The sequence below is a fragment of the Aureisphaera sp. genome, from assembly GCF_059726885.1.
The window spans coordinates 1,654,970-1,679,819 of sequence record NZ_AP041051.1; the positions used below are offsets into that span (position 1 = coordinate 1,654,970).

The following is a 24,850-nucleotide window of genomic DNA, read 5'->3' on the forward strand; positions in this document are numbered from 1 at the left end:
GAAAGCGACTTAACCCTTGGGTTGTGTCGCTTTTCGCGTTCGCGTGGAAAGAAAAACTCCCAAAAATATAAGTGCGGCAGCACCTAACCTTAAAGAGGTAATGGTGTCTGCGCCTGCCAACACCGCTATGAGTGTCGCCAATACTGGCTGTAGATAGATAAAGGCACCTATGGTAGAGGGGCTCAATTGCTTTAATGCATAAATATTGAAAAGGTAAGTGAGATAGGTTGTACCTACCACTACAAATGCCAATTTCCACCATACGCCAAAGTCGAGGCTACCCCAGTTCACGGCCATAAATTCACTTCCGCCTATTGGGATGTTAAGAAAGACGGCAATAAGGAAGAAAAATTTCATTAAGGTGATAGAACTATACTTTGCCACCAAAGGCTTCACCATAATAAGATAGAAAGCATAAGAGGTAGCATTTACAATAAAGAACATATTCCCTAGCGGGATGTTGGGAGCATTGGGTTGGGTTTTTTCACCAAAAAGGATAAGTAACAGGGCTCCTATTAAACCAAGTCCAATCCCTACCGATTTAAGCCAAGTAATTCGTTCCCTAAGAAAGAATGCGGAAAGGATTAGCAACAAAACAGGTGTTAGGGTAATGACCACCGAACTATTAATGGGTGTACTAAGTTCCAATCCCTTAAAAAAGGCATTCATATTGAGCACCATACCAAACAAGGCACAGCCTAAAATTCGGAGCCAGTCTTTTTTGTCAATTTTTTCTTTGGGGAGGAAGAAACTTGTGATCCAAAATAGAATGGCTGCGCCCACAACCCTTAGTACAATGAAACCGAAGGGTCCAATAACATCGGGCATAAGACCTTTGGCCAAGGTATGATTGGCTCCATAAATGGCACTGGCACCTGTGGCAGCGAGTAAGGCTAGGGCTCTTGGATTCATGAATTGCTTTGAATGCTGACCTTCGCGGCCTCTACTGTTTTTTTACTATTGCCTATAAATATTTCATTACCATTTACAATAACAGGGCGTTTCAAAAAGGTGTAATGTTCCAAAATAAATCGCTTATAGTCATCTTCAGAAAGTACTTCGTCCTTTAATCCCCTTTCCTTGTACAATTTGGCGCGCTTGCTAAATAAGGCTTCATAACTACCAGAGAGGGCTGCAAGGGATTCCAATTCCTTCACAGTGATTTCCTGTTGCTTTATTTCCCTTTTTTCAAAAGAGGTAGGTAGGTTAATTTCGTTGATAATTCGTTTGCAAGTATCGCAGGTGGCGAGATGGTATATTTTTTTCATAATTCGAAATTCAGATATTCGTCGATTTGTTCCAGTGGAACTTTCAATGAGATAATACCTTCGGAGTACGGTGCAATTTCATAAGGATTGTAGGTCAGAAATAAATATCCTTCTGCGAAGCCGACCGTTTCGGAAAGGGAGAACGTATCATTTTCAAACCAGAATCCGGGTTCATTGATACTGCTCCCTTTGGAGATATCATGCTGCTTGCGAAATTCTGCTTCTACAATCGCGGTTACAGCTTTCCGGTTTGAAAATAACTGATCTATCGTTAGTGCATCACCCGTGTTCCTGTCTATGTTAAGAAAAGTGATGGCACCATTGCCGTGGGCTCCTCCCGTATAAATAAAATGATCCATGACCAATGACGTGAGCTCAGGCGATTCATGGCTTACTTCTATATTGATTTCGGCTTCGTATCCACCTGTGTCAATACTGGAAGGAAGATCTGCCTGATGGTCTCGATAGGCAAGGATAAAGTCTTTTGCCGCATTTTCGATCGTTTTGTTAGACGAAACACCATCCTCACCCAAAAAAAGCACATGGGCTACCCACGCTTCTATTTGTGCATTCACTTTGGACGCAACAGCTGGATTGCCATTAGCTTTTGGGTAATCGATCACCACCGAAGAGCAAGGGTCGTTCGCACAAATGGCCAAGTCTTTCTCGGTAAAGCTTTCCTGGATTAGTGCAAAAGGGGGTTCGTTTGTACAACTTAGTATGAAAAACGGGATGAGTAGGGACAATGACTTTTTTAGCATGCACTAAAAATACGACGATTTTAACAATCGATTGATATATGAAAGATTCAATTTATCCTAACCACTATTATGTAGAATTAGATCAAGAGGTACGGATAAGCCGTATCTATAATATAACAAATATTATGAATCTCATGGAGGGTTTTTCCTTTTTAAAACGGGGTGTTTACCCCCAACCTAAGATCTTGAATAGTAATAACTTAGCTTAACAATTATTGCATGTTATAACAGCAAACCTTACTTAAAAATTTAGTAGTAACCTTTAAAAACCATCATTATGAAAATGACTTATGTTCATTCTAGGAAAATCCCCATTCCGTTTAGAAATTTCCGTCGGTTTCATGCCATAGCATTTATGGCACTTTTCTTTATTTCAGGAGCGTTATTTGCTCAGAACCGAATTCACGACCAAGTACAGGAGGCCAAATCCAATAACATAGATTTTGAAATGGTAGAGCCGTTTCAAGTATCTGATAGTCGATATGCCCAACCTGCAGATTTTTACAATGCAGATGAAGTTCATCTGTTAACATACCAGCAAAACTCAGATCAATGGAATGGCCGTGCGATCTCATTCGATATTCCATTGGGAAAGTCTACGGCAACCATCGACCTAGTGGCTGTACCCGATAGTTTTTACGACTATCAGCTGGTTACCAGTAGTGGTCAACAGGTAGAGCCAAACAGAAAGGCAAAGCATTATCGCGGTGTCATTCGCGGACAGGAAAATAGTCTTGTAGCCTTAAGCTTTTTTGATAAAGATGTGATGGGTTTCATTTCGAATGCGGAAGGAAACTACAATCTTGGAAAACTGAAGGATGGTAACGAATTTATCATTTACAATGACAACAACCTTCGTATCCCATTCGATTTTGAATGTGACATGCCAGATGATGAGGGCTTTATGGAGTACGATCCAAAAATGTTGTTGGAACCTTATGATAAACAAGGTCAGACCAGAGCCTTCGAAACCAATTGTGTGGGTCTTTATTTTGAAACGGAATTCGATATTTATCAATCCTTTGGAACCGTTGTGGGTGTAGAAAACTATGTGACTGCACTCTATAACCAAGTGGCCGTTATTTACTACAATGAAGGGATAGATACGACCATTTCCATGATCAATGTTTGGGATACCGCCGATCCTTATACGGCTACCAATACGGCTTCGTTGTTAACTCAATTTCAGAACAATACTGGAGCCTTTACAGGGGATCTCGGGCAACTGTTAACTTTTAGGAATGCAGGTGGGGGACGTGCTGCTGGTTTCGATGGGATATGTAATGCCAATAGCGATTTAAGTTTATCGGTTTCAGCCAATCTAACTTCAACAGTTACCAATGTTCCGACCTATAGTTGGAATGTCATGGTGGTGACCCACGAATTTGGGCACCTCTTTGGTTCGCGTCATACCCACGCTTGTATTTGGAATGGCAATAATACAGCTATCGATGGCTGTAGTAGCTGTCAGGAGAATGCCAATCCCAGTATTCCTGGGTGTAATTGGTGTACACAACCTCCGGTTCCCGCCAATGGTGGAACCATTATGAGTTACTGTCATATTCAGCCAGTGGGGATCAATTTCACCTTAGGATTCGGATTACAACCCGGAAATGTGCTGAGGGATAATGTGGCCAATGGTTCTTGTTTGGGTAATTGTTCACCCTGTCCTATTGTATCGGGATCTTTCGATCTATACACCAAAGACCGTCCGTTCGATGTTGGTTTGGAACCTAACCCAGATACGGGTCCTATGTGGATAAGCGAGGACATTTGGGTGCGTAAATCGTTAGATAATGGTACTACGCCAGAAAATCCTGAATTTAAAATGTTCGAGCCCAACGGAGTCTATGTAAAGATTAGGAACCGTGGTACCACGACTTCCGATTGTGCTGTGCTGAAAGTATATTTCAGTAAGGCTTCCACAGGACTGCAATGGCCAGTACATTTCGATAATTTCTATCAAAATGTGGGATCCAACAGTGTATTGCATGGGGATATAATTGGAACGGCTATTATTCCATCTATTGCACCTGGAGCAGATATAACCATGGAAATTCCTTGGTATCCACCAGATCCGGACGATTATATTAATGACAAGCACCATTTCTGTTTGGTGTCACGTATTATTTCACCCAACGACCCTATGTTTAATGAAGCTGTGGGCAGTGTGAGTCCCAATGCGAGAAACAATAACAATATCGCTTGGAAAAATGTGAGTGTGTACAATGCCGATCCTAATGATCTCCCACCACCACAGAGTGTCTTTATTCGTGGAATCAATGAAGAGCTGCCACTGATCAATATCCGATTTGTGGATCGAGGTTTCAACGATGAAATTCGAAAGCGATACTTTGAAATGGGAACTGTATTGGTGAAAATGGACCAAGAATTATTCGAGCGGTTGTTGGAACACGGGTCTCTAGAAGGGCGTGGTATTGAAATAGTTGACGATGGTGTGGTTCGCCTCACCGATGCCGAAGCGGCCTTTACCCGATTCCCGCTGGAATATAGGGAGACGTTTTCATTGACATTCGAATTCGAGCTTTTCCGCGAATTGGAAAGGGGAGAGCAAGTATTGTTCGATGTGGTGCAGGAAAATTACCTGAAACGGGAATATGAAGGCGGTGAACGATTCTTGATTATTAATGACCCAGAACAGCGTGGATTGAGGGAGCAATCACAGGCCTCTCAGGCCTCCTTTAGTATAGTACCGAACCCGAGTAATGGGGTATTCGACCTGCAATTGGATAAGGTAGGAAAGGGTACTTACGAAGTGTACGATTTCTATGGAAATGTCATTGCTGGTGGAAAAACCGATGGCAAGAAGCAAATTTCCCTGAATCTATCCAATAGGAAATCCGGAATCTACTTTGTGCGCGTTTCCACTGCCGAAATTAATGTGAACAAGATTTTGGTCTTGGAATAGCGATCTGATAACAAACCTAATTTCAGATGGAAAGCACCCGGGAAACCGGGTGTTTTTTTGTTGAATCTTTCTATGGGAGCCTGATGCAAAATGGGACATTTTTATTACTTGGGTATTTAGAATTATTCCCCCATCTTAAAATCATTCAATTTATTAAGCTCTTTAAGAATTGAATCTTTCCACATCATCTGTATTTCCTCATTGAAATATGTTTCGCTGTCATATAATCTTTGCGATTCTAAATATTGGGAATATAAATTCACATAACAACTTTCATATATTTCAAAGTCTACAGTTTTAGAATAAACTAGACTATCGAAACTCTTTCGCATTCGCCGAGCATATAACTCCGAAATGTCAAAATGTAATTGTTCATGATTCAAAGTTATTTTATCCGAAACGGTAGTCCAAGATTCATTTTTGAGAAAGTACGGGACGATTTTTAAATTCGGGATTTCTCCTTTATAAACTTCCCCTTCTATTTCAATGTTGATATAACTATTTGCAATTTTCAAGCCTCGTTCTTGGGGCACTTCTCCTTTAAAATCTGACCATTCCAACTTATTACTTTCATCCCATACCTTCTTTTCAGGATTAAAGATTAAAAGTATAGTGCTTAATAATATAACCTTTACAATGTTCATCACTCATTAATTACTTTAAAATTAACTCTTGGGCCATCACGCGATATAGTTCCTATGCCACGAATTAATTGATCGCTTCTAACTCCTGCTTATTAACAAATCAATTATTCTAGCAGCCCTTAATGACAAGATATTATCTACTGTGTTCTTGCTCTTGCTGACGCCCGTCTCCCGACGGGTGTACTGCACAAACAAAAAACCACAACCCTTACTTCTAGGGGTCGTGGTTTACAATAAAGATAGTGATTTTGGGTCAACATCCTCATGTTATGCTAAAATAAGTAAGTCCGTGGCGTTCTGGAATGAGCCAAAGGGGTTGTGGTAGTAGGCCAGCCTACTACCTGAACAGGTCCAGACAGGTTGTTGTAGTGGTCCATTCCGGTTACCCAACCTATCGTGCCTACTTAATGAACGTGTCGAAACACGTCGAACAACGTGTTTGACCTAGTATCATAACGTATCCAGTATAGTATAGCAACGTGTACAGCCTACTTATGGAACGTGTCTGGATGAGTTAGAGGACGTATCTGGATGAGTACATCAACGTGGCAAGACCATTATCTGAACCTGTCTGAATCTTATTTCAAAGGGTATTGGCCACAATGAGAGTCCTTTCTCTTAACAAAAGAAAGGACCAAAGAAAAACCGCAGCCTTCTAGGCTGCGATTGATATAGAATTTACTTGGTTCAAATTGATTACACTCTACTTACTCTCGTGGAAGCACCCGACAGAGTCGGGCGCTAGCGTAGGTTTGGAGAAGACCATTAAGGAGAACACTACTAATAAAGTTCTATTTTAAATCAATCATCAATGGTCTTTCTAATCTCTATTATCCATTCTTTAAAGGCTTCAATGGAATCAATCTTACCATTATAAGAACCTAAGAAATTACTAGTACAATCAAAAGCATTTACTTTAGGTTGATCGCCTGTTTGGGTAAGTAAAACCTGTAACTCTGAATTGTATTGCCCGATTGTCTTTATTTCTTGTTGTGTTATTTCAGAATACAGTTTTTCTGCTTTGTTCAACAATTTAGTATCATCTACAAATAATATGGCAATGACAAAGGTTTCAGATAATAAAGAATTTAATTCTGGTGCAAAAAACACCCTTTGTTCAAATTCCCTACAATTTACACAAGCGAGGCTATTAAAAAATGTCAAGAAGGGTTTGTTACTCTCTTGAGCTTTTAGTTGTGCCTCCTCGAAGGAAAAAACAACATCAATCTGTTCATATAAATCTGAATAGATGGATTCTGTTTTTAAATTGTCGGATTCAATATTCTTAATAGTTTCATCTGTTTGTTTTTCTTTACAACCTACTATTATAATGGTAATCAAAAAAATAAGAAAAGGATTATTCCTTTTAACTCTCAATCTAATATTACTGACTTTTCCTAACTTTTTCATTTGACAGTGGTCTTTCTATATATTCTCGTTTAATTGTAAATGCTCTTATATCTTCTTCCTCTGCTGACGCCCGTCTCCCGACGGGTGTACTACACAAACAAAAAACCACAACCCTCTAGGGGGTTGTGGTAGTTGTATAAAGATAGCATTTTTAGTTTAACGTCCCGCGTATTAATTTTCCACTCGTATGGAAGCACCCGTCTGGAGACGGGCGCTAGCGGGGCTGGAATTAATTTCTTCTAACGAAAGATATTCAAAATTGACATTTAACTTTCGGTTGATATAATCTATGAATTGTAAGTCTTTTTCATTGGCTTTTAAGAGACCAAAAATGATAATTCTTTTTGCAAGCCCTTTATATTTCTTTAGAATCTGTTCTTCGTGATATGAATAACTCAAAAGTTGTCCCAAACCCTTTTTTATGCAGTTTTCAGGGGTTAAAGCCGTTTTGACTTCATAATAGTGAACCTCGGTGTCCGAAATAAGCAGAAGGTCAATGAAATTCTTTTCGAATGTTATTTCAGCGTTCGGATGTTTCGTTTCTAAAAATTTCTTTAATCTCTTTTGAAGTTTTTTATGATGTTGCGTTACAATAGTTTCTTTGGTTCCCTTTCGAACTTGGTCGTCAGAGTTCAGAGTTTTAGTACCCCTACGGGTTTTTCTCCCTTTTCGATCCCTTTTCTTTCTCTCTCTCGTCTCGTCTTCATGGAATAACCCCCGCATGAAGTTGAATACACTTTGATTTGGAGGTTTCTGGTTATACAGGAAACGGTGCATTTTTGCATACTCTACCCTCTTAGAATGTTTCATTCCATATTCTTGTGTAAATTTTATGAGTAGTCTTTGATTGAATATAGGGATCATGCTTTGGTTTGAATATAGAAACGCCACCTTCCATTTGTAGAGTTCGTAAAAACCCTTAACTTTTTCAACTGCATCAAAATCCAACTGCTGAGAGAATTGGATTAGTTGGATTAGTTCTTCTTTAACTTTTTTAAAAACTACTTGTTCATCTAACTCGCATTCACCATAGTATCGAATCCAAGAATACACTTCATTAGAAAACACTCTTTCTGGTTTCCTTGAATTTAAACGTTTGTAGATTCCGAACTTAGCACTTCCTATAGGTCCGTTTATGCTTCCAAGAGACCGCGTTTTTCCTTCAACCCATCTTGTGAACGTGTGTTGGTTTTTGACATCGGTATACTCCTCCAATGTCATATTTTCAATATTTGTAATTGACCATTTACTCAAAAAACTATTGAGTAATTGTTCATCTTCGTAAAAAGGTCGTTCATAACTTTCCATAGGATTAAGGTAAACAAAAAAGCAACTGCCCATGGCAATTGCTTTTCATCAATATAAGACTTTAAATCTTATCTGGTTTTATAGAAAAACTATCGGGAAATATTGTCTTTCGAAGTTTTCAAGTTCGCTAGAAATTATTCCCTCTTTAGAATGAATCCATCCAAAACTGTGACTTTGTAGACCTTCAATTGAATCACTAATCACTATCGCTGATTCAAAAACTAAATCCCCGTCTTTAAAAAGGAAAAGTTTACTTTCCGCAGTAGAAATATCCTCTCCTTCATTACACGAGAAACTCCATTTTTCTTGGATGTTTTTGATCGTAACTAAATCTGAAGTTTTGATAAAATTCACTTTCCTCATATTGTCCGGCAACTCATTCATGTCGGATGAACTTATTTGAACATACATCTTCCAAGAATCCTTTGAAAAATCAAAAGAACCCAGTGGATTAATTTTTCCATTTACGCATTCTATATCTTCCATTGTCAAACTATCATTTGGTCCAATGACAAGAGAATAACCAGAAAGTAATGTAAATGCAAAACCTATAACAACTAAACCGATTAATGATAACAGTATCTTTTTCATAAATAATTAATTTTTCTTTTTGTCTTCTTCTTTAACAGATCTTTCACCTTTCTTTTTAACATGCTTCCCGTCGTTCTTTTTCATAAGCTCTTCATCACTTTGAACACCACCTCCATAATATACTCTTACATCCACTCCATAAACTGTAGATAACTCATCTAATATCTCCGCAAATTGAGTAACTACACTATCTTCAAAAACTCCTGGCACAGATGTTCTACAACCGCCTGTACAATTAACCCAGGCAGCACTTCTAAAAGCATCTGGATCTAAGTCATCAGGTTCAAAATTTCCTGAATCTGGATAACCCACATCTAAATCTCCAGGCGTGGCATGACCTACATAATAGAAACTAGAAATACGATCATTTTTTCTTGTGTCACCACCATCTTTATCGTTAATATAATCAACAATTGAATCTACATTATCAACCACCTTAAAATTAATGCCGGCTTCTTCCGCTTTCTTTCTATATTCCTTTAATTGAGCAGGGCTATGTCCATGCTCTTTTGAGCCATCATTAAACACAATCCAGGTCACCTTTTCATTTTTGTCTTGCACTCTTCCTTGAGCTGCTCTAGCCCTGTCAAGACCATTAGCTAGAAAATGTTCTTTGTTTTTATGGTCTCCGGGTTGTCCAGAAACTACAATTCCCTCTTCACCATCCGGGTCAATAAAGTTAATTGGATTATTATAAACGTAATGATAAGGAGTAAAGTGTGCATACTTCTCAGCAAGTGGATCAATATTCATCCATCGACCTAGGGATGCATCATAATTCCTTGCCCCATAATCGTACCATTCGAGTCCCAATTCCGAATTCAGTTCCTTCCCATTGTACTTATAGTTTTGAGCAAGGCTATTTCCTCCAGATACATTGACATTATAGCCTGATTGCTCCAGCCCGAAGGGATAGTAATTAGATTCCTCGATAATTTCACCGGTGCCCACACTGCCATTGCCATCGCTATCGGTATAGCTCAACCGTACATTGCCCAAGTGATCTTTATATTGGAACACATAATTGTAGGCCGTGTAGCTGGTAGTACCGCCAATGCTAATACCAATGCTCTTGCTGGTCCCCGCTACGGGTTCCACGTACCCCTCTGGGTGGGGGAAGAACTGCAATTCGTTGTCTTCATACACATAACCGCCCACATACAGGATGTTCTTAGCTGTTAGGCCAGTTATGGCTACAGTTTTTTTGAGTTTGGTGCCAGCCGCATCGTACACATAAGTAATGGTCCCCGATTCGAGACCATTGTTTATGGTCACGGTTTCAGGAAGATTAAGGTGGTTATACGTAATGGTATTTATACCCTTGTTGCGGTCTACCTCCATGTTGCCATTGGCATCGTATTCATAATCGTCGTAGCCCGTGACGCCCTCTATATTGCCATCTAAGAAACCATGGCCCTTATAATTGGTGTCGGTGCTATTGTCCAGCACATTGAGCAACTTGTTGCTCGATCCGTCATATGCATAAGAGAGAATATCCCAATTACCTGAAGCGGTATCGGTATCGTTGGCCCCTTTTCGGGTTAAGGACAACAAATTCCCGTTACGATCGTAACTTATATTGTGTACGTCATGGTAATTGTAGGTTGTCATCGTATTTATGGTAGCCCCTTTATAACCCGTAGCCCCTTGTATGCGGTTAAGATCATCATAAAGATAGGCATATCCCCTAACATTTTTGTCGTCATTTTCGGTTTTCCAGAGTGTCTGGGCAATGTTCCCATTATACAAGGGAGTCGCTCCCGTAGCCCCATCTATATTGTTGTAGTTAATCTTAAAGTTAAAGAGGTCGCTGTATTGGTCTAAGCCTTTGCCAAAGCTGGTACTAGCTTCGACATCGTTAATATCGGTGAGCCAACCCCGCACGTTGTAGGCATAATCCACTCGTTGAAGTTTGTTGTCCAATAAGGGGCCAAACATGTGCAGGTGCGATACGCTCCCCCCAGAAGCTCCGTTAAAGGATACTTTTCCAAACAATGCAGATTCTTCCTGGGCTTGCGAAAGGGGTTCGGTGTGCAATACGGTATTTCCTTGATAAAACTTCATCTGGTTCCCTTCCCGTTCTACTCGGAACAAATCGCCGGTGGCATAAGTCCAGCTTCCCGGTTCTAGGGAACCTTGTATAATAACCCTTACTTTGGGGGATAGCACATTGTTGTCCGCCTCAAAACCATAATCGTAGTAGCTATTACTTTGTGCACCATTGGCCGATTCTACCAAACCGAAACGGACATGACGGTTGGTTTGGTTTATTACAAGGTCCATACCACCATCGAAATCACTCGGTATGGTTCCTTGGGTCTTCGCCTTGGCAGGCCAGATTCCGCTCCCTCCGGAATGGGTAATGGTGCCATCGGCAGTTACATCTACCTGTTCAAGATCTGTATAGCCGTTCAATATGGAGATGCCCCCCACGCCTTTGTCTACCAACTGTCCGATATCGTCGTAACCATTACTGGCGATAAGCTGTACTTTCTCATTGTCTATTTGCTGGTGATGGGTTAACAGACGGCCCATAAGATCGTAGGTAAAATAGTCCTTGGTCACTATAGCCGGCTTGCCCGTTTTTAGATGTTGGGTTTCGCTCTCCAACGCCCTGCCAGAAAAATCCAACAAACTTTGGGCGATATCCCTGCTCTGTAAAAAGTCGCTATAGCTATCTATATATATGGCACGGTCCTTCTCATCGTAGGCGGTAAGCGTGGTGGTCCATTGGGTGGTTCCCAGTGCACGTATCTTACTCACAGTAGGGAGTCCATTTACTTGCGAAACCACAGATTGCCCCAATACACTTGTAGGTTTTGTTGTAGGACTGTAGTCTACTGTATAATCATCATAATAGTTTAGGGTATGTAAGGTAACATTTGCCGTTGGGTATTTGTTGTTGTCGTAGTATACATCGACCCCATCTATTGTAAGGGGACTGCTACGTCGGGCCTCATAAGGCTGTGTATAGCCGTTCATGATTGCCTGCAATGAGCTCCGGCTCCCTGCGACGGTATGGATTCCTGTGATAATGACCCGTCCATAGGCATCATACTTGGTAAACGACCATTCGTTGTTGATGCGTTGGTTGGCATCTTGAGTAAGCACTGGCTGGTTCAATTTATTGTAGACAATGAACTCCCAGTCTTTTCCAGGGACTTTTTTCTCAATCAATCTGTTGCGGGAGTCATACCTGTACTGGTAACCCAACTCATTAAGGATAGTTTGGTAATTGCCTACCAAATTACCATTGCTATCCACGATTTTCTCAGATGCTTCCGGAGATAGCACATAGGTAAGGTTGCCAAAGTCATCGTACACATAATAAGTGTCGTGAGCCAAATTATTAGTAAAGGTCCGTTTTAGGATAACCTGTCCCGCTAGGTTGGTAAACGCTTGTGAGGTATTATTGTCGCCATCGGTAGTTTGCCAATTTTCGTCTTTGGTAATGTTCTTTGCCAGTTTTCCTGCCAGGTAATGGCTTCCTCCTATATAGCTGAATTGTGGGTTTGAGCTCCCTCCAGCTAAAGAAACCCTAAATATGCGGACTTCATTGGCTGTATTGGTTTGGTAATCCATCCTAATAGTATGTTCCCCACTAAAACCGACGCGCCAATCGTACCCGGGAGCACCTTGCTCTAAAACGCGACTCAAAGGGGACTTTTCGAACGACTTTTGGCTATATGGATTATCCCAATCGGGTATGTGATTACTTCCTTGATAGAAGTCTTCGGGGAATTTTGTCTTATAATAGGTTTTCAATTCGTTTATAATTCCTGTCCCTAAGGTTCCGCTGTAATAGCTTCCGTTATTGGAAGCTACGGGTAGTGGGAGGTATTCTTTCTCGGTTCTACCCAAAGGATCGTATTGCATTGGGGTCACCAAATCCTCACCATTTCCTCCAGCTCTAATGGCCACATTTTGTAAGGGCCTTCCCAACCCATCTACGTAAGCGATATTCTCTATTTTTTCTTCATTGAGTGCATTATGCTCAAATCCCATATTGAATGGGCTGAGGTAGGTGGTACCCAAGATGTAATTCTCATCGACATTGGGTGTAGTCTGCCCAAAGACAAACCCAGTAAACAAAAAAGTGATATATATGAATCTTTTCATCGGTTTCGTTTTAAGAATTATTAATTACAGGGAACTCCATTACATTCAATAGCTGTACTGCCCGTATAGCGTGTTATTTCAGGGATAGAAAGGTCTGGATCCACGCAAAAATCGAAAATATCACATTTAAACTTGATCGTATTGCAACAACCATCTTCAATATATTGGGTCGAATTGTAGTTACCCATATTCCCAATAAGATGCCAGACACCATCATTGTTCAATTGGTAATAGAATTTATAGAAAATCAGTCCTTGATCCCCTCCTTGGAGATCCAGCAGATAAAGATTAAAGGTATATACATTGTTGTCGACCGTATGGGTCTCTATTAAATTTCCTCCGGTAATGGGTTCGAACTGGCAGGATACTGTTTCGTAATCCGTGTCCAAAACATATGAATTAGGCTCCCCTGGGATATTGGTTATGTGGCACCGAAACCTAATTTCGTTACAGCACATCCCCACGGCATCAAAATTAAATAAGTTGGTGCTTGTCGTAGCAATAGGGATGTAGTGGTCATTGGAAATCAATTTATACGACCAATGAAATTGTAGATTATTACCGCCCCCTATTAGATTATCGACGTATCCTTGATATGACATTGTGCTTCCATTTTGCCCCATCAGGTTTACGATAAGGTCGCCTGTTGAAAAAGGACAGTCCACGATATTGTCTTGAATAAGATCCACTTGCTCGTATTCATAGCCGTTATCCGTCATACAGTTAATCTCTACCTTAAAAGTCACTTCTTGAGAACATACGGCCCCGGCCCCGCCTGGAATAGTATAGTTCAACAAATTGGGTTGTGTATGCGTAATGCTCTCAAATGGGCCATTGCCAATTTTATAGTACCAAGTGTAAGTCCAATTGGCAGGGTTATTAGAACCTCCTAGAATAGTCGTGTTAAGATCGAAAGTCACTTCTCCATTGCTTAAGGTGTGGGACATGGATAGCGTGGCCTCTATGGGCCCTCCATCTCCCAGGGTACGATCCTTTCGGTAGTTATAAGAATATTTTTTTAGTACTTTCCCATCCTTATCCAATATATATTCTAATCGGTTTTGGCTGTCGTATTTAAAATAACTGGTAAGCCCTTTAGGATCCGTTGTTGTACTAATTCCAATAAGGGGTTTGTACGTATAGGTGGTCACCATAGCACCTGTCCCCAAGTTATCCCGCAATTGCCCTAGGTGAGTTAGCAAGGTTGCTTCATTTGTTTCGGTCATAATCTGGTTAACAATACTCGGTAACTGGCTATAGGTTTTTCCTTCTACCTTCGCAACGGGTAACTGGCCGTTATAACCCCAAACATAACTTACGGGGCTACCATCCTCAAGTTTGGCTTCGATGACATTTCCTTTGTCATCGTAGTCCACATAGACCAATCGGTTTTCTAAACTCACAGGACTTCCTTTAGCAGTCTTCACATATTCCGGGAAAATTAAATGGGTGTTGTAAATAGGTGGATCGGGCTGGGATACCCCCCAGTCCTTGTAAAGTGTTTTAGTCGTGGATAGCAATTCACCATTTTTATAGGTCTCTACTAAAACAGGACTTCCGATCTTATTTTGTTGTATAAGATCATCGTATTCTGCTGGGAAGTTTTCCGCATAATAAAATTTGTTCTGTACATCTTCATCATCACTTCCTGTGGAGGTCTTCTCCTTCAACTTATTTGTGTTGGGATCGTATACAAAGCTCTCCTGTGCAACCATGGGATTGGGATAATAAGTAGTGGTAGTTTTAAGGGAGGGATAGTAATTTCTATCTACTTCCTTATAGAGTTTGAAATCGAAATAATCATGGGGGTCGGGTATCCCCCAAACTTCACAACCATAGTTGTCTTCAACCTTGAGAATGTAACCCATTTTAATTCCAACAGGATGCAAAGCATCACTATCATAAGTTTGCCCAACGGTTAGCTTGGTAATCTCCTCATATGTGCTAGCCGAAGTTGCAATATGTTCGTAGTTTTGGCTTCCTACGGTCTTATACATCCGCTCTTCTAAAACGCGCCCCATATCCTTATCCACTCCGTAGGGCACATATGGATAGGTAGTATCCAAATAAAAACGGGGTGTTTCTATATCGGTTTGAGTGTATCCACTGGGATAACTTTCCTCTATTTTTGTATAACATTCTGTGCAATTTGGCTGTGTAACTATAAAGGTGCCATCTGAATTTGTAGATAACCCCAATTGGTTCTGATAATCCGTTGAATCAAAACCACTATCCACTTGTATCGGGTTTTCGATCACCTGATTGTATTTCCTTACTGAGGTATAAAATACCGGAACTCCACGATTAAGGTTTAATGGATTAAATGAGCCCTGAGCGTACATAGTCCTATGAAATGACCTAAAAGAAAGTTCGCTGCCAAAATCACAGCACACTTGGCCATCATAGGAATACTGGATCAAGGGTTTCTGAAACTCCACTCCTGTTGAGTAGCCATCTTCGTCATTATAGTTGTACATGGTCTGGGTTAGTACACCGCCCTTGTCATAATTCTGTAGTTTTTTAACCCGTATCCCTCCTGTAATCTTATTGGAAAATTGAGTGTCGATTTCGGAAGGGGGATCATAGAATTGCACAATAATCTCTCCACTTCCGGTACTTGGACTGTGCACATTATGGAAACCGAACTCATAAGTGCCTGCAGGTATAATGATATAACCTCCACTATTTCCATCAATAATATCGCCTGAAGATCCTGTAATTCCATCATGAAACCCCTTTTGAAGATAAGGGCAAAACCTGGGTTCCTCATTGTTGTTTCGGTAATATTGTGCTGCCTCTGGAAACTGTGGAGCTTCAGAAATAGATGGTACGGGGCAGTTACCACTAGATTGGGTATTTCGGGTAATTCTAGCCTGGGGGCTAAACATGCTTGATCCACGAGTCACACTGTAGGAAATTAGCGCGACTACATCCCTTTCAAAGGTGTATTCGAAGTAGTTTTCTGTACCATTTGTCCTAATTTGTATCATTCTGTTAAAACCAGGAATTTCATTAATGTCCGCTACATATCCTTCTTCATTTTTAACCCTATTGGGTTCGTATACTACCTTGGTATATCCACCAGTGGGGTAGTTTATTTTTTCTAGTGCCCCAATTTTGGCATGGTGGAAACTTGGTTTTTTATTGGCCGTATATTCAGATCCAAACCCTGGGATATTAATGGCATACTGGTTGTTTGCTCCATTAAAAAACCCCCATAAGTCCTGTCGCAGGGGTTGGGGAGAGTCAGCGTTATTGGTCATGTAAAAAGGTCCAGGGGACCCTAGATAGTCGAACGTATAGTAGGGTTCATCATTCTTTTCGATCTCATCTAACAAATCGCGGTTACCGGAATAGGAGAAATCGTATTTTAAGATAGAATTGTTGTCGAAATCTAACACCTCCATACGATCATAGACTTCCCTTTCCTGTGTAGTTCCCGTTTCGTTGGTAACTACATTGAAAATCACTTTTCCAAGATCGTAAGTGATTTCCGTTAGAATTTTTCGATCTATGTCTGTTTTAATCCAACGCTCGCTATATGAATACCCCACACGACCTTGACAATCTTTATCCTGAAAGGAGGCAGTTGCCGAGAAATCCACCGTATGGTAATAATTATCGGTATAGCTAAAGTTGATTTCCCTCCCATTGTTCAGGATTATCTTTGAAAGCATCCAGCTGGAACGGTAGTTTTCAAACATTGGACCATTCCCGGCATCGTCATTGCAAACGCTACAAGAGCTGTTCAGTTCCCAATTATCATCCCCTAATAGTGCTTTTCCAAATATGTATTTATTTCCTTGATCATCGATAACATCTATGGATTCTAGGAAAGTAGGTTTAAGAAGATCCCAATGCAAGTCCACTTGGTAATTATGCTCCGAAAGAAACACGGCATCCTTATTTACATCAATCTTGAAAGAAAAATTTATTCCATTCACTCCTACCACATATTTATCCGGTTCGGCATCGTATGTACCCTCTATAATATCCAAGGCCGTTTGCATATTCATGGTCTGGTTACTTTCATAAGTCTCCAGTTCGCTACGAATGCTGCTAACACCGTAATACCCATAGGGATGTTCATCGGGCAACCCGCGGACTTCCCTTGTAACAACCCCGGTATTATTTAGTGTCCATCCCAATCCACTTAAGGAAGGTTTTCCTTCTAATACAAAGCCATTATAGCTATACCCCAGTGTAACCGGGAAGCTATAATCCCCTACCTGTATATTGTAAAGAGGGATAGAATGTGCCATTTGTCCTGTACTAAGGTCCAAAGGGAGATCTCCATATGATCCCAGTGAAGCGGCTTCAGGTGAAACAGGAAATGGATTTGGAACTTCCAGACTAATGTTCTGGGAATAAGAAATTCCTGTAAAAAGGAATAGAATCGAAATTAATAGAACCAACGGTTTCTTCATAAAAACTGACTTTAATTATAAAACATGAAAACAGGGCAACCTAGTGCATAGGCAAATTGCCTTTACATTAATTTATGGTAATAAATTCTGGAGGGGAGATAAAATGTATTCTAATAAAAGAACGATTAAAACTATGGAAAAATTATGGCAAAATGGAGCTTATGGTCATACTATATACACGAAATTCATGAATTTAGACTACCGTTATGCTGAAGTTAATTGATATTCAGCCATATACATTTATGTTATTAAAACGTAAATTATTTATAGGAATACCACATCATAAATAAAATAATAGAAGGTTGGCCATTGAGGCTATTTGCGCTCCAACAAATATAAATTCAACAGAAGACACGTAACACACTGATAATGTGACATATATAAAATAAGAAATATTTTTAAACTGCCAAATGGGATTGCCTAAAATGTGCACAGGATTTTTCCCCTAAATAAAACATTGAATCTCCCTTGGCATTATGGGTGGAACGACTGCTACATTTCTCTCTGTAAATGAGGAGCTTAGATGTCTCTAAAATCAAGGGACATATGGCTTCAGATGTCATTAGTAAAACATTGCAGTTTTTAAAAGCAAAAGTGGATACCTATAATGGTAATGTAAATCCTATTATAGAAATCACCAATATTGCTACGCTCAATGATGGGGACGAGTTTTTGGACTCAACCTCCCCGATCACCCTTTCGGTAGTTAATATCCAAGAAGATACAGTGGCCAGAGTACCCAATGTGTACCTACCCAATACCACCCAATCCTCAAGCGTCGAAAAGTACAAGAACCCTGCTCAGAATTTGGTTCTATCCATTTTGTTCACAGCATATAATAAGGAACAAAAAGCAGATAAGTACCAAGATGGGTTGTTGAAATTGGAACATGTAATCCGTTGTTTTCAGGAACAGCATGTATTCTACTTGGACGGAGCCGTGGAAGTAGACCCGTCTACTCAGGATCATATAAAGATCATTCTCGATTTGGAAAGCCTCAAACTAAGTGAACTCAATCAGTTGTGGTCTATGTTAGGCAATAAATACATGCCTTCGGTGCTCTTCAAAATGAGAATGATTACCATACAACATGATGAGGAAGATGGTGGTAGCACCGTAGAACGACTCCGCTTGAAACTGTGGAACAACAATCCCAACGACATTGCTGGGCAATTGGAAGAAAGTGACGAAATAATTCTAAACAATCCTTAAAAATCAGATATTATGATAAGTTCAATTAAAACACCTGGGGTGTACATCCATGAGATCAACGGATTTCCCCCAAGTATCGCCCAAGTGGCAACTGCCATACCTGCTTTTGTCGGGTATACAGAGAAGGGCCCTACAGAGCCGACCAAAGTGACTTCCCTGTTGGAATATGAGGAGAACTTCGGTGGAGCTCCTGAACCTGCAGGGGTGAACATTACCTTGAATGTGGAATACACGGTTACCGAAAGCCAGTTCAAGATGTACAACAGTTTGCGTTTGTTCTTTGCCAATGGCGGAGGTGAATGCTATATCGTTTCCATTGGGGACTATGAAACCGCTACTCCATTTTCTTCTGCCGATCCATTCAATGACGGATTGGATCTATTAAACAAGGTAGATGAGGTAACACTCTTGTTATTTCCCGATGGCGTGAACCTAGGGGCGACCAACCTTGGTTTGGTTCAAAAGCATGCTTTAATGCAGTGTGCAGACCTTATGGATCGCTTTACGGTAATGGATGTAGTACAAACTTCGAGCCCTGCGAACGGACTGGAGCAAGATTCTGCAGATTTCCGTGATCAAGTAGGAAACCAAAACCTGAAATACGGTGCCGCTTACTATCCCTATTTGCAAACAAGCTTTGGGTATAACTTTAGATTTAATGACATTAATGGAACTGCTGCAGGAAGAGTGGATTTTGCCACTTTGTACGCATCAGACGCGACCATTACGGCAGCATTAAGTGACTTTGCCATCCTAAATACCGATATAAATGACGGTGCGAATGGAATCTTGGAAGACTGGGATGCCGCACAAACCGCCAATCCTAAAGTAACCGTGGCAGCCGATGGAGATGTAGCCAGTTATTTAACGAATATCTTCGGTTTATTGGCAACCCTTGGAGATCCTGTGGCGGATATTACGCATACGGGATTGGAAACCTTGGCGACCGATATGATTACAACTTCCTTACGACCCTTGGTGCTAAAATTGGTACAACTAAACTTGGCTTATGATGGTCTGGGTGGAACCGATTTAGATGTTTCTGGTGGTGGTGTTGGAGCCAATTTTGTAAACGCCCAATGGGGGGACTTTACCTCTAACGGTGCTAGTGGGGATTATCCAGTAACGGGAACCAATCCTTATACTGCCCTTCTTGAGGACAGCGGAGCTCCGGGTACTGCCGATCTTGCTAAGACAGGTGCTCAATTGGATAAATTATTCAGTCAGGTAACAACAGCCATGAATGCAGTGATAAGTGCTGTACAAGAATATGAGCTGAAGGTAGAAAACGACCTTACCGCAATGTTGCCCGTATATCCTTCGATTATCGCCGAACTCAATAAAAGCATGAACCATGTACCTCCTAGTGGAGCTATGGTTGGAATCTACGCCAATGTAGATGCCACGCGCGGTGTTTGGAAGGCACCAGGTAATGTGAGTGTAAACGGAATCATAGGATTGGCCGATGATATTACCGACAAGGAACAAGAGAATATGAACATCCACGAATCCGGAAAATCCATCAATGCCATCCGAAAATTTACAGGAAAGGGATTGTTGGTTTGGGGGGTAAGAACCCTGGACGGCAACAGCAACGACTGGCGCTATATTAATGTACGTCGTTTGGCCAATATGATCGAAGAATCGGCCAAGAAAGCCTGTATGAACTTCGTATTCGAACCAAATGTGAAACAAACTTGGGTGAACGTGAAAGGGATGATCGAAAATTATCTTACGACCCTTTGGAGCGACGGAGCCTTGGCAGGAGCCAAAGCCGAAGATGCCTTCTTCGTTAGTGTGGGATTGAATGAAACCATGACCGCAGACGACATCAATAATGGAAGACTCATTGTAAAGATTGGGTATGCACCTTCACGTCCGGCAGAATTCATCATTCTTGAATTCACACAGACACAACAAAAATCTTAACATAAAAACATAAAATAAAATAGTCATGGCAGATTTTCCATTACCAAAGTTCCATTTTAGAGTAGAATGGGGCGGTACACGCATAGGATTTCAAGAGGTTTCAGGCCTTAATAAGGAACTGGAAGTACTTGAATACAGAGAAGGATCCAGTCCAGAGTATTTCAAACATAAAATGCCTGGAATGCACAAATTGAGCAACATTACCCTTAAAAGAGGGGTGTTCCATAACGATAATGAGTTCTACGACTGGTATAATACCGTAGCGTTGAACACCGTGGAAAAAAGGGATATTACTATTTCTTTATTGAATGAAAACCACGAGCCCGCTATTGTTTGGAAAGTGAAAGATTGCTTTATCGTATCGTTGAAGTGTACAGATCTAAAAGCAGACGAGAACGCCAATGCGATAGACACCGTAGAGATTGCCAATCATGGATTTACCATGGAACATGCGTAAGCCATGCCAGACGGAATGCCATTAAGCGGGTACCATTTCTCGATCATCTTCGAGCTTTTACCTCAGTTTAGTATAGATACTAAATTTCAGAGTGTAACGGGTCTGAAGACCACTATGGAGACCGAGACCATTTCTGAAGGGGGACAGAATATGTACAAGATCACCCTTCCGAAAAAACCTACCCATGAAAATCTGGTGCTAAAACGAGGATTGACCAAGGAACTTTCGGGTCTGCGTATGTGGACCACGAAAGCCTTGAACGACTTTGTGTACCATCCGGCAAATCTGGTGATTTCATTGCTCAACGAAAACCACAACCCCGTTAAGGTTTGGTATGTGTCACAGGCCATTCCCATCGGGTTGGAAACTTCTGGTTTTAACGCCGAAGAGAATAAATTGGTGATAGAAACCTTTACACTCAAGTACCAACACTATAAAGAGATTCCAATTCCATAAAACTTTTACAATGGCTATAGAAATTAAAGAACTCCATATCAAAGTAAAAGTAGATGATGATGCCAACAAAACAGTGGTGAATAACCATCATCAAACCGTTTTGAATCAGGAGGTGATGACAGCAGAAATTGTTAGGAAATGTACAAGAAACGTATTGGAAATCCTTAAAGAAAGACAAGAACGATGATTGAAGGTGCCTTAGGAATAATCGATAAAATGCGGATAGAAGTCTATCCCAACGACGAGTATAACGAAGCCGAAGCTATAAGCACCATTTTCGTGCAGGTAAATCCGGAAAGTTATACCATAAATCACGAGGTAGAGTTTGCCGAGGGACAAGTCATGGGAGCTTCCAATAATAACCTGAAATTCAATAAGATTTCAGGCCAGGAAGTGAGTTTCGATTTCATTTTCGATAGCTCTGGCGTATTACCACCGGCCAAAATTGAATCGGGGAAAGTTGAAAAACTGCCCCTGTTAGATAGTTTGATCGATGTGCTCAAACCTGCCATCGCTAACCCATTCGAAGAAGCGGCAACCATAGAAGAAGAGCTAAAAGAGTTCAAGGATTTGTTGTTGGGATACAATGGGGATACCCATGAGACACGGTATTTACAATTGCTTTGGGGAGGTTTCGAGCTTAAGTGTAGGCTTAAGAGCATGAATATTGAGTACAAGATCTTTAGACGCGACGGACGGCCCATTAGGGCGAATGCGAAATGTACGTTTCTGGGGAGCCAATCCTATAAAGAAATGCAGGCTGAGCAAAACCAACAATCTCCCGATGTTACCCACAAAAAAGTGGTGAAACTGCAGGACAAGTTTACATTGCTGGCAGAGCAAACCTATAACCAGAACAAATATTACATAGATGTTGCCGAAGCCAATGGCTTATTGAGTTTCAGAAAGCTAGATACAGGGCAAACCCTTTTGTTTCCACCTTTAAAATAATGCACTATGGCGGTGACTCCTTATACACCCGATTATAATACCCTTCAACTGGAGATTTTGGTCAATGGAACCAACGACGGGTTGCATACGGTGTTGAAAAAGGCCGAGGTTCACTACGAATTGAACAAGATACCCTATGCCAAGTTGCATTTCATTTCTTCCAATCCAGATATCGATCCAGAGGATAACCCTTTGCAAAGCGATGTATTGGCGGTTACCGATGAGATAGAATTGAAAGTGAATTCTGGGGAAGATTCGGAAACCCTTTTCAAGGGAATTGTATACAAGGTGGCTAAGAATGCGGACCCCAGTGCGGGATTTGAAACCAAGGTAGATTGTAAGGATATCGCTATAAATCTTACCAGTCAATTAGAGGTGGTAGCAGATGAAACCTTTGGGGAAAAAATGGAGCGTTTCGTGCAAGAGGTTGAGATGACCAATGAAGTAGATTTGGCAGCTTTTGGAGAGGAAACGGTAACCAAAACCCAAAATGTATCCCCATGGGATTACATTATTAGTTATTTGGATGGATTGGGCTATATGTCCAATATACGCGAAGGAATTTTTACCATTTACGATAGCACGGCAGATCCCGAAGAAGCCACTTATTTGGCCAAAAATGGGGTAAATGTCTTCGAGTTCGAAGGCAGGGAAGAAGAAAGTGTGGCAGATGTGGAGGTGCGTTATTGGAATCCCGAAACACAAAGCGTAGAAACCCAGGAGAGCAGTACCAATGTAGAGAATGCATCGGGAAAGGAAGTGATCGACATGAGTCAGTCTAGTTTCACTCCCGAAACATTGAGTCAGATTGCCAATGCCGTTGCGGCCAAAAACAGACTGGCTACAGTGAAAGGGAAGGTGAAAACCTTTGGGAATTTACAAGCCAAATATGGGGAAAACATTTCGTTCGAAAAGGTAAACCCGAAGATAGATGAAACCCCACTGTTAATAAGGGAAGAGCATCATACGATAGACAATGGTTTGTGGACCACAGAATATAGTTTTGGACTGGATGATAACAAATCGTTTGTTGAGAAAATCAATGCGGATACAGCAGATAATACGAATAGAACGGGACAGAATAATAACGTTCAGGGATTACAAATTGGCATCGTTACCCAAATTGAAGATGATCCCAAAAACGAATTTAGGGTTCGGGTAAGGATACCATCCATTTCGGATTCGGCAGAAGGGGTTTGGGCGCGTTTGTCCTCATTTCAGGCTGGTGCCGAGCGAGGGGCGTTCTTTATTCCCGAAGTAGACGATGAGGTCATCCTAGGATGCCTAAACAATAATCCCGATACCCCTGTGATTCTGGGCAAGCTTTATAGCAGCTCCAATCCAATGCCTTTCCCAATTGAAGCAGATAATAACATTCAGGGAATTGTCTCCAGGGAAGGAACACAAATTGTCATTAACGACAAGGACAAATCTGTCGAAATAAGCACCACCAATGGGAACAAGTTGCTCATTAGTGATGAGGAAAAGGGATTTGTTTTGGAAGACGAAAATGGCAATTCAATAAAAATGAATAGTGACGGAATAACCATAGAAAGTGCAAAAGATATCGTGCTCAAAGCTGCAAAGAACATCAATGTGGAAGGCGCGCAGAGTTCGCTAAAAGCACAGTCTAAAATGGAATTGTCCGGACAACTTATAACACTGAACTAATATGTCAATGGCCGCTAGAATGAACGATATGCACGTATGCCCAATGTCCGATGGGCCCAAGCCTCATGTGGGCGGACCTGTATTGCCAGGGGGTAATACGTCGGTGCAGATTGGAGGACAATTTGCTGCCGTAGTCGGAGATTCCTGTACGTGCACGGGACCACCAGATACCATAGCACAGGGATCATCGAGCGTGATGATTGGTGGAAAGCCCGCAGCCAGAATGGGAGACTCGACCGCACATGGAGGAAAAATAGTGATCGGATGCCCTACCGTATTAATCGGAGGATAAATTAAGACCGTATGGAACAAGATGATTTTTTAGGAACGGGATGGAGTTTCCCACCCACATTCAACCTTAGTGAAAAGAAGGTGGTTATGGTGAGCAACGAAGAAGATATTCGTCAGAGTCTTGAAATTCTTCTTTCCACTAGATTGGGAGAGCGTGTATTGCTTTCGGAATATGGATGCGGAATAAACACTATGCCTTTCGAGAATATAACAGTGACCTTCTTGACCAAAATGAAGGCCATCATAAAAAAAGCGATACTGCTTTATGAGCCTAGGATAGACCTAGAGGAGATTTTCTTTACAAGTCCGAAATCGGAAGAAGGAATCGTAAACATTCAGTTGCAGTATAGCGTACGGGCAACGAATTCCAGGCTCAACTTTGTATATCCTTTCTACATAAAAGAAGGGACTTATATCAAAACATAA

19 protein-coding genes are annotated in these 24,850 nt (G+C 41.0%); 10 read left to right on the forward strand and 9 right to left on the reverse strand.

The features are described 5' to 3' along the window. Positions 1-9 precede the first annotated feature (9 nt). From AC6JAD_RS07310 to AC6JAD_RS07320, 3 genes are read right to left on the reverse strand one after another with little or no spacing between them, the layout of a single operon-like run. A complete protein-coding gene (locus AC6JAD_RS07310; RefSeq protein ID WP_461305311.1) occupies positions 10-912 on the reverse strand; it encodes a DMT family transporter in 903 nt (300 codons plus the stop codon). After that, positions 909-1,268 (reverse strand): arsenate reductase family protein, encoded by a 360-nt coding sequence (locus AC6JAD_RS07315; protein WP_461305310.1) that lies wholly within the window; start codon positions 1,266-1,268, stop codon positions 909-911. Before AC6JAD_RS07315 ends, AC6JAD_RS07310 begins: the two co-directional genes overlap by 4 nt. Beyond that, the gene (locus AC6JAD_RS07320; RefSeq protein ID WP_461305309.1) at positions 1,265-2,029 is read right to left on the reverse strand and encodes a DUF3298 and DUF4163 domain-containing protein; all 765 of its coding nucleotides are present in this window, start codon (positions 2,027-2,029) and stop codon (positions 1,265-1,267) included. The genes AC6JAD_RS07315 and AC6JAD_RS07320 overlap by 4 nt, the downstream gene beginning before the upstream one ends. 277 nt (positions 2,030-2,306) lie before the next feature. Here AC6JAD_RS07320 and AC6JAD_RS07325 point away from each other — a divergent pair, with 277 nt between their 5' ends. Further along, positions 2,307-4,958 (forward strand): M12 family metallo-peptidase, encoded by a 2,652-nt coding sequence (locus tag AC6JAD_RS07325; RefSeq protein ID WP_461305308.1) that lies wholly within the window; start codon positions 2,307-2,309, stop codon positions 4,956-4,958. A gap of 122 nt (positions 4,959-5,080) precedes the next feature. On the opposite strand, the gene AC6JAD_RS07330 is transcribed toward AC6JAD_RS07325, so the two are convergent. The 6 genes from AC6JAD_RS07330 to AC6JAD_RS07355 form a co-directional block, all read right to left on the reverse strand. Next, positions 5,081-5,602 (reverse strand): hypothetical protein, encoded by a 522-nt coding sequence (locus AC6JAD_RS07330; protein ID WP_461305307.1) that lies wholly within the window; start codon positions 5,600-5,602, stop codon positions 5,081-5,083. A gap of 801 nt (positions 5,603-6,403) precedes the next feature. Next, positions 6,404-7,012, reverse strand: a complete 609-nt coding sequence (locus AC6JAD_RS07335; protein WP_461305306.1) for a hypothetical protein — start codon at positions 7,010-7,012, stop codon at positions 6,404-6,406. Between the two features lie 171 nt (positions 7,013-7,183). Beyond that, a complete protein-coding gene (locus AC6JAD_RS07340; protein ID WP_461305305.1) occupies positions 7,184-8,320 on the reverse strand; it encodes a hypothetical protein in 1,137 nt (378 codons plus the stop codon). A 78-nt stretch (positions 8,321-8,398) separates the two neighbouring features. Continuing rightward, positions 8,399-8,911, reverse strand: coding sequence for a hypothetical protein (locus AC6JAD_RS07345; RefSeq protein ID WP_461305304.1), 513 nt, complete (start codon positions 8,909-8,911; stop codon positions 8,399-8,401). Positions 8,912-8,917: 6 nt separating this feature from the next. Then, on the reverse strand, positions 8,918-13,030 hold the full coding sequence (locus tag AC6JAD_RS07350; protein WP_461305303.1) for a DUF6443 domain-containing protein: 4,113 nt from the start codon (positions 13,028-13,030) through the stop codon (positions 8,918-8,920). A 20-nt stretch (positions 13,031-13,050) separates the two neighbouring features. After that, positions 13,051-17,457 (reverse strand): hypothetical protein, encoded by a 4,407-nt coding sequence (locus tag AC6JAD_RS07355; RefSeq protein ID WP_461305302.1) that lies wholly within the window; start codon positions 17,455-17,457, stop codon positions 13,051-13,053. 546 nt (positions 17,458-18,003) lie between these two features. Between AC6JAD_RS07355 and AC6JAD_RS07360 the strand changes: the two genes are divergently transcribed. From AC6JAD_RS07360 to AC6JAD_RS07400, 9 genes are read left to right on the forward strand one after another with little or no spacing between them, the layout of a single operon-like run. Next, a complete protein-coding gene (locus AC6JAD_RS07360) occupies positions 18,004-18,669 on the forward strand; it encodes a Pvc16 family protein (protein WP_461305301.1) in 666 nt (221 codons plus the stop codon). Positions 18,670-18,681: 12 nt separating this feature from the next. Beyond that, positions 18,682-20,598 (forward strand): phage tail sheath family protein, encoded by a 1,917-nt coding sequence (locus AC6JAD_RS07365; protein ID WP_461305300.1) that lies wholly within the window; start codon positions 18,682-18,684, stop codon positions 20,596-20,598. Between the two features lie 25 nt (positions 20,599-20,623). Next, positions 20,624-21,055: a phage tail protein gene (locus AC6JAD_RS07370; RefSeq protein WP_461305299.1), complete on the forward strand. Its 432-nt coding sequence runs from the start codon at positions 20,624-20,626 to the stop codon at positions 21,053-21,055. A 3-nt stretch (positions 21,056-21,058) separates the two neighbouring features. Then, a complete protein-coding gene (locus AC6JAD_RS07375; RefSeq protein ID WP_461305298.1) occupies positions 21,059-21,511 on the forward strand; it encodes a phage tail protein in 453 nt (150 codons plus the stop codon). Between the two features lie 10 nt (positions 21,512-21,521). Beyond that, positions 21,522-21,698 (forward strand): DUF5908 family protein, encoded by a 177-nt coding sequence (locus AC6JAD_RS07380; RefSeq protein ID WP_461305297.1) that lies wholly within the window; start codon positions 21,522-21,524, stop codon positions 21,696-21,698. After that, positions 21,695-22,462, forward strand: coding sequence for a CIS tube protein (locus AC6JAD_RS07385; RefSeq protein ID WP_461305296.1), 768 nt, complete (start codon positions 21,695-21,697; stop codon positions 22,460-22,462). The genes AC6JAD_RS07380 and AC6JAD_RS07385 overlap by 4 nt, the downstream gene beginning before the upstream one ends. Positions 22,463-22,468: 6 nt before the next feature. Beyond that, positions 22,469-24,133 (forward strand): phage baseplate assembly protein V, encoded by a 1,665-nt coding sequence (locus AC6JAD_RS07390; protein ID WP_461305295.1) that lies wholly within the window; start codon positions 22,469-22,471, stop codon positions 24,131-24,133. 1 nt (position 24,134) lies between these two features. Next, complete coding sequence (locus tag AC6JAD_RS07395; RefSeq protein WP_461305294.1) at positions 24,135-24,425, forward strand: PAAR domain-containing protein; 291 nt, start codon at positions 24,135-24,137, stop codon at positions 24,423-24,425. Positions 24,426-24,436: 11 nt separating this feature from the next. Beyond that, on the forward strand, positions 24,437-24,850 hold the full coding sequence (locus tag AC6JAD_RS07400; protein ID WP_461305293.1) for a GPW/gp25 family protein: 414 nt from the start codon (positions 24,437-24,439) through the stop codon (positions 24,848-24,850).

Excerpts from the sequence above, each read along its gene's own strand:
- AC6JAD_RS07380 (WP_461305297.1), top strand. The coding sequence starts at position 21,522 with ATGGCTATAGAAATTAAAGAACTCCATATCAAAGTAAAAGTAGATGAT.
- AC6JAD_RS07340 (WP_461305305.1), bottom strand. The coding sequence starts at position 8,320 with ATGGAAAGTTATGAACGACCTTTTTACGAAGATGAACAATTACTCAAT.
- AC6JAD_RS07315 (WP_461305310.1), bottom strand. The coding sequence starts at position 1,268 with ATGAAAAAAATATACCATCTCGCCACCTGCGATACTTGCAAACGAATT.
- AC6JAD_RS07400 (WP_461305293.1), top strand. The coding sequence starts at position 24,437 with ATGGAACAAGATGATTTTTTAGGAACGGGATGGAGTTTCCCACCCACA.
- AC6JAD_RS07345 (WP_461305304.1), bottom strand. The coding sequence starts at position 8,911 with ATGAAAAAGATACTGTTATCATTAATCGGTTTAGTTGTTATAGGTTTT.
- AC6JAD_RS07365 (WP_461305300.1), top strand. The coding sequence starts at position 18,682 with ATGATAAGTTCAATTAAAACACCTGGGGTGTACATCCATGAGATCAAC.
- AC6JAD_RS07310 (WP_461305311.1), bottom strand. The coding sequence starts at position 912 with ATGAATCCAAGAGCCCTAGCCTTACTCGCTGCCACAGGTGCCAGTGCC.
- AC6JAD_RS07320 (WP_461305309.1), bottom strand. The coding sequence starts at position 2,029 with ATGCTAAAAAAGTCATTGTCCCTACTCATCCCGTTTTTCATACTAAGT.
- AC6JAD_RS07330 (WP_461305307.1), bottom strand. The coding sequence starts at position 5,602 with ATGAACATTGTAAAGGTTATATTATTAAGCACTATACTTTTAATCTTT.
- AC6JAD_RS07395 (WP_461305294.1), top strand. The coding sequence starts at position 24,135 with ATGTCAATGGCCGCTAGAATGAACGATATGCACGTATGCCCAATGTCC.
- AC6JAD_RS07325 (WP_461305308.1), top strand. The coding sequence starts at position 2,307 with ATGAAAATGACTTATGTTCATTCTAGGAAAATCCCCATTCCGTTTAGA.
- AC6JAD_RS07360 (WP_461305301.1), top strand. The coding sequence starts at position 18,004 with ATGGCTTCAGATGTCATTAGTAAAACATTGCAGTTTTTAAAAGCAAAA.
- AC6JAD_RS07390 (WP_461305295.1), top strand. The coding sequence starts at position 22,469 with ATGGCGGTGACTCCTTATACACCCGATTATAATACCCTTCAACTGGAG.
- AC6JAD_RS07370 (WP_461305299.1), top strand. The coding sequence starts at position 20,624 with ATGGCAGATTTTCCATTACCAAAGTTCCATTTTAGAGTAGAATGGGGC.
- AC6JAD_RS07375 (WP_461305298.1), top strand. The coding sequence starts at position 21,059 with ATGCCAGACGGAATGCCATTAAGCGGGTACCATTTCTCGATCATCTTC.
- AC6JAD_RS07350 (WP_461305303.1), bottom strand. The coding sequence starts at position 13,030 with ATGAAAAGATTCATATATATCACTTTTTTGTTTACTGGGTTTGTCTTT.
- AC6JAD_RS07335 (WP_461305306.1), bottom strand. The coding sequence starts at position 7,012 with ATGAAAAAGTTAGGAAAAGTCAGTAATATTAGATTGAGAGTTAAAAGG.
- AC6JAD_RS07355 (WP_461305302.1), bottom strand. The coding sequence starts at position 17,457 with ATGAAGAAACCGTTGGTTCTATTAATTTCGATTCTATTCCTTTTTACA.
- AC6JAD_RS07385 (WP_461305296.1), top strand. The coding sequence starts at position 21,695 with ATGATTGAAGGTGCCTTAGGAATAATCGATAAAATGCGGATAGAAGTC.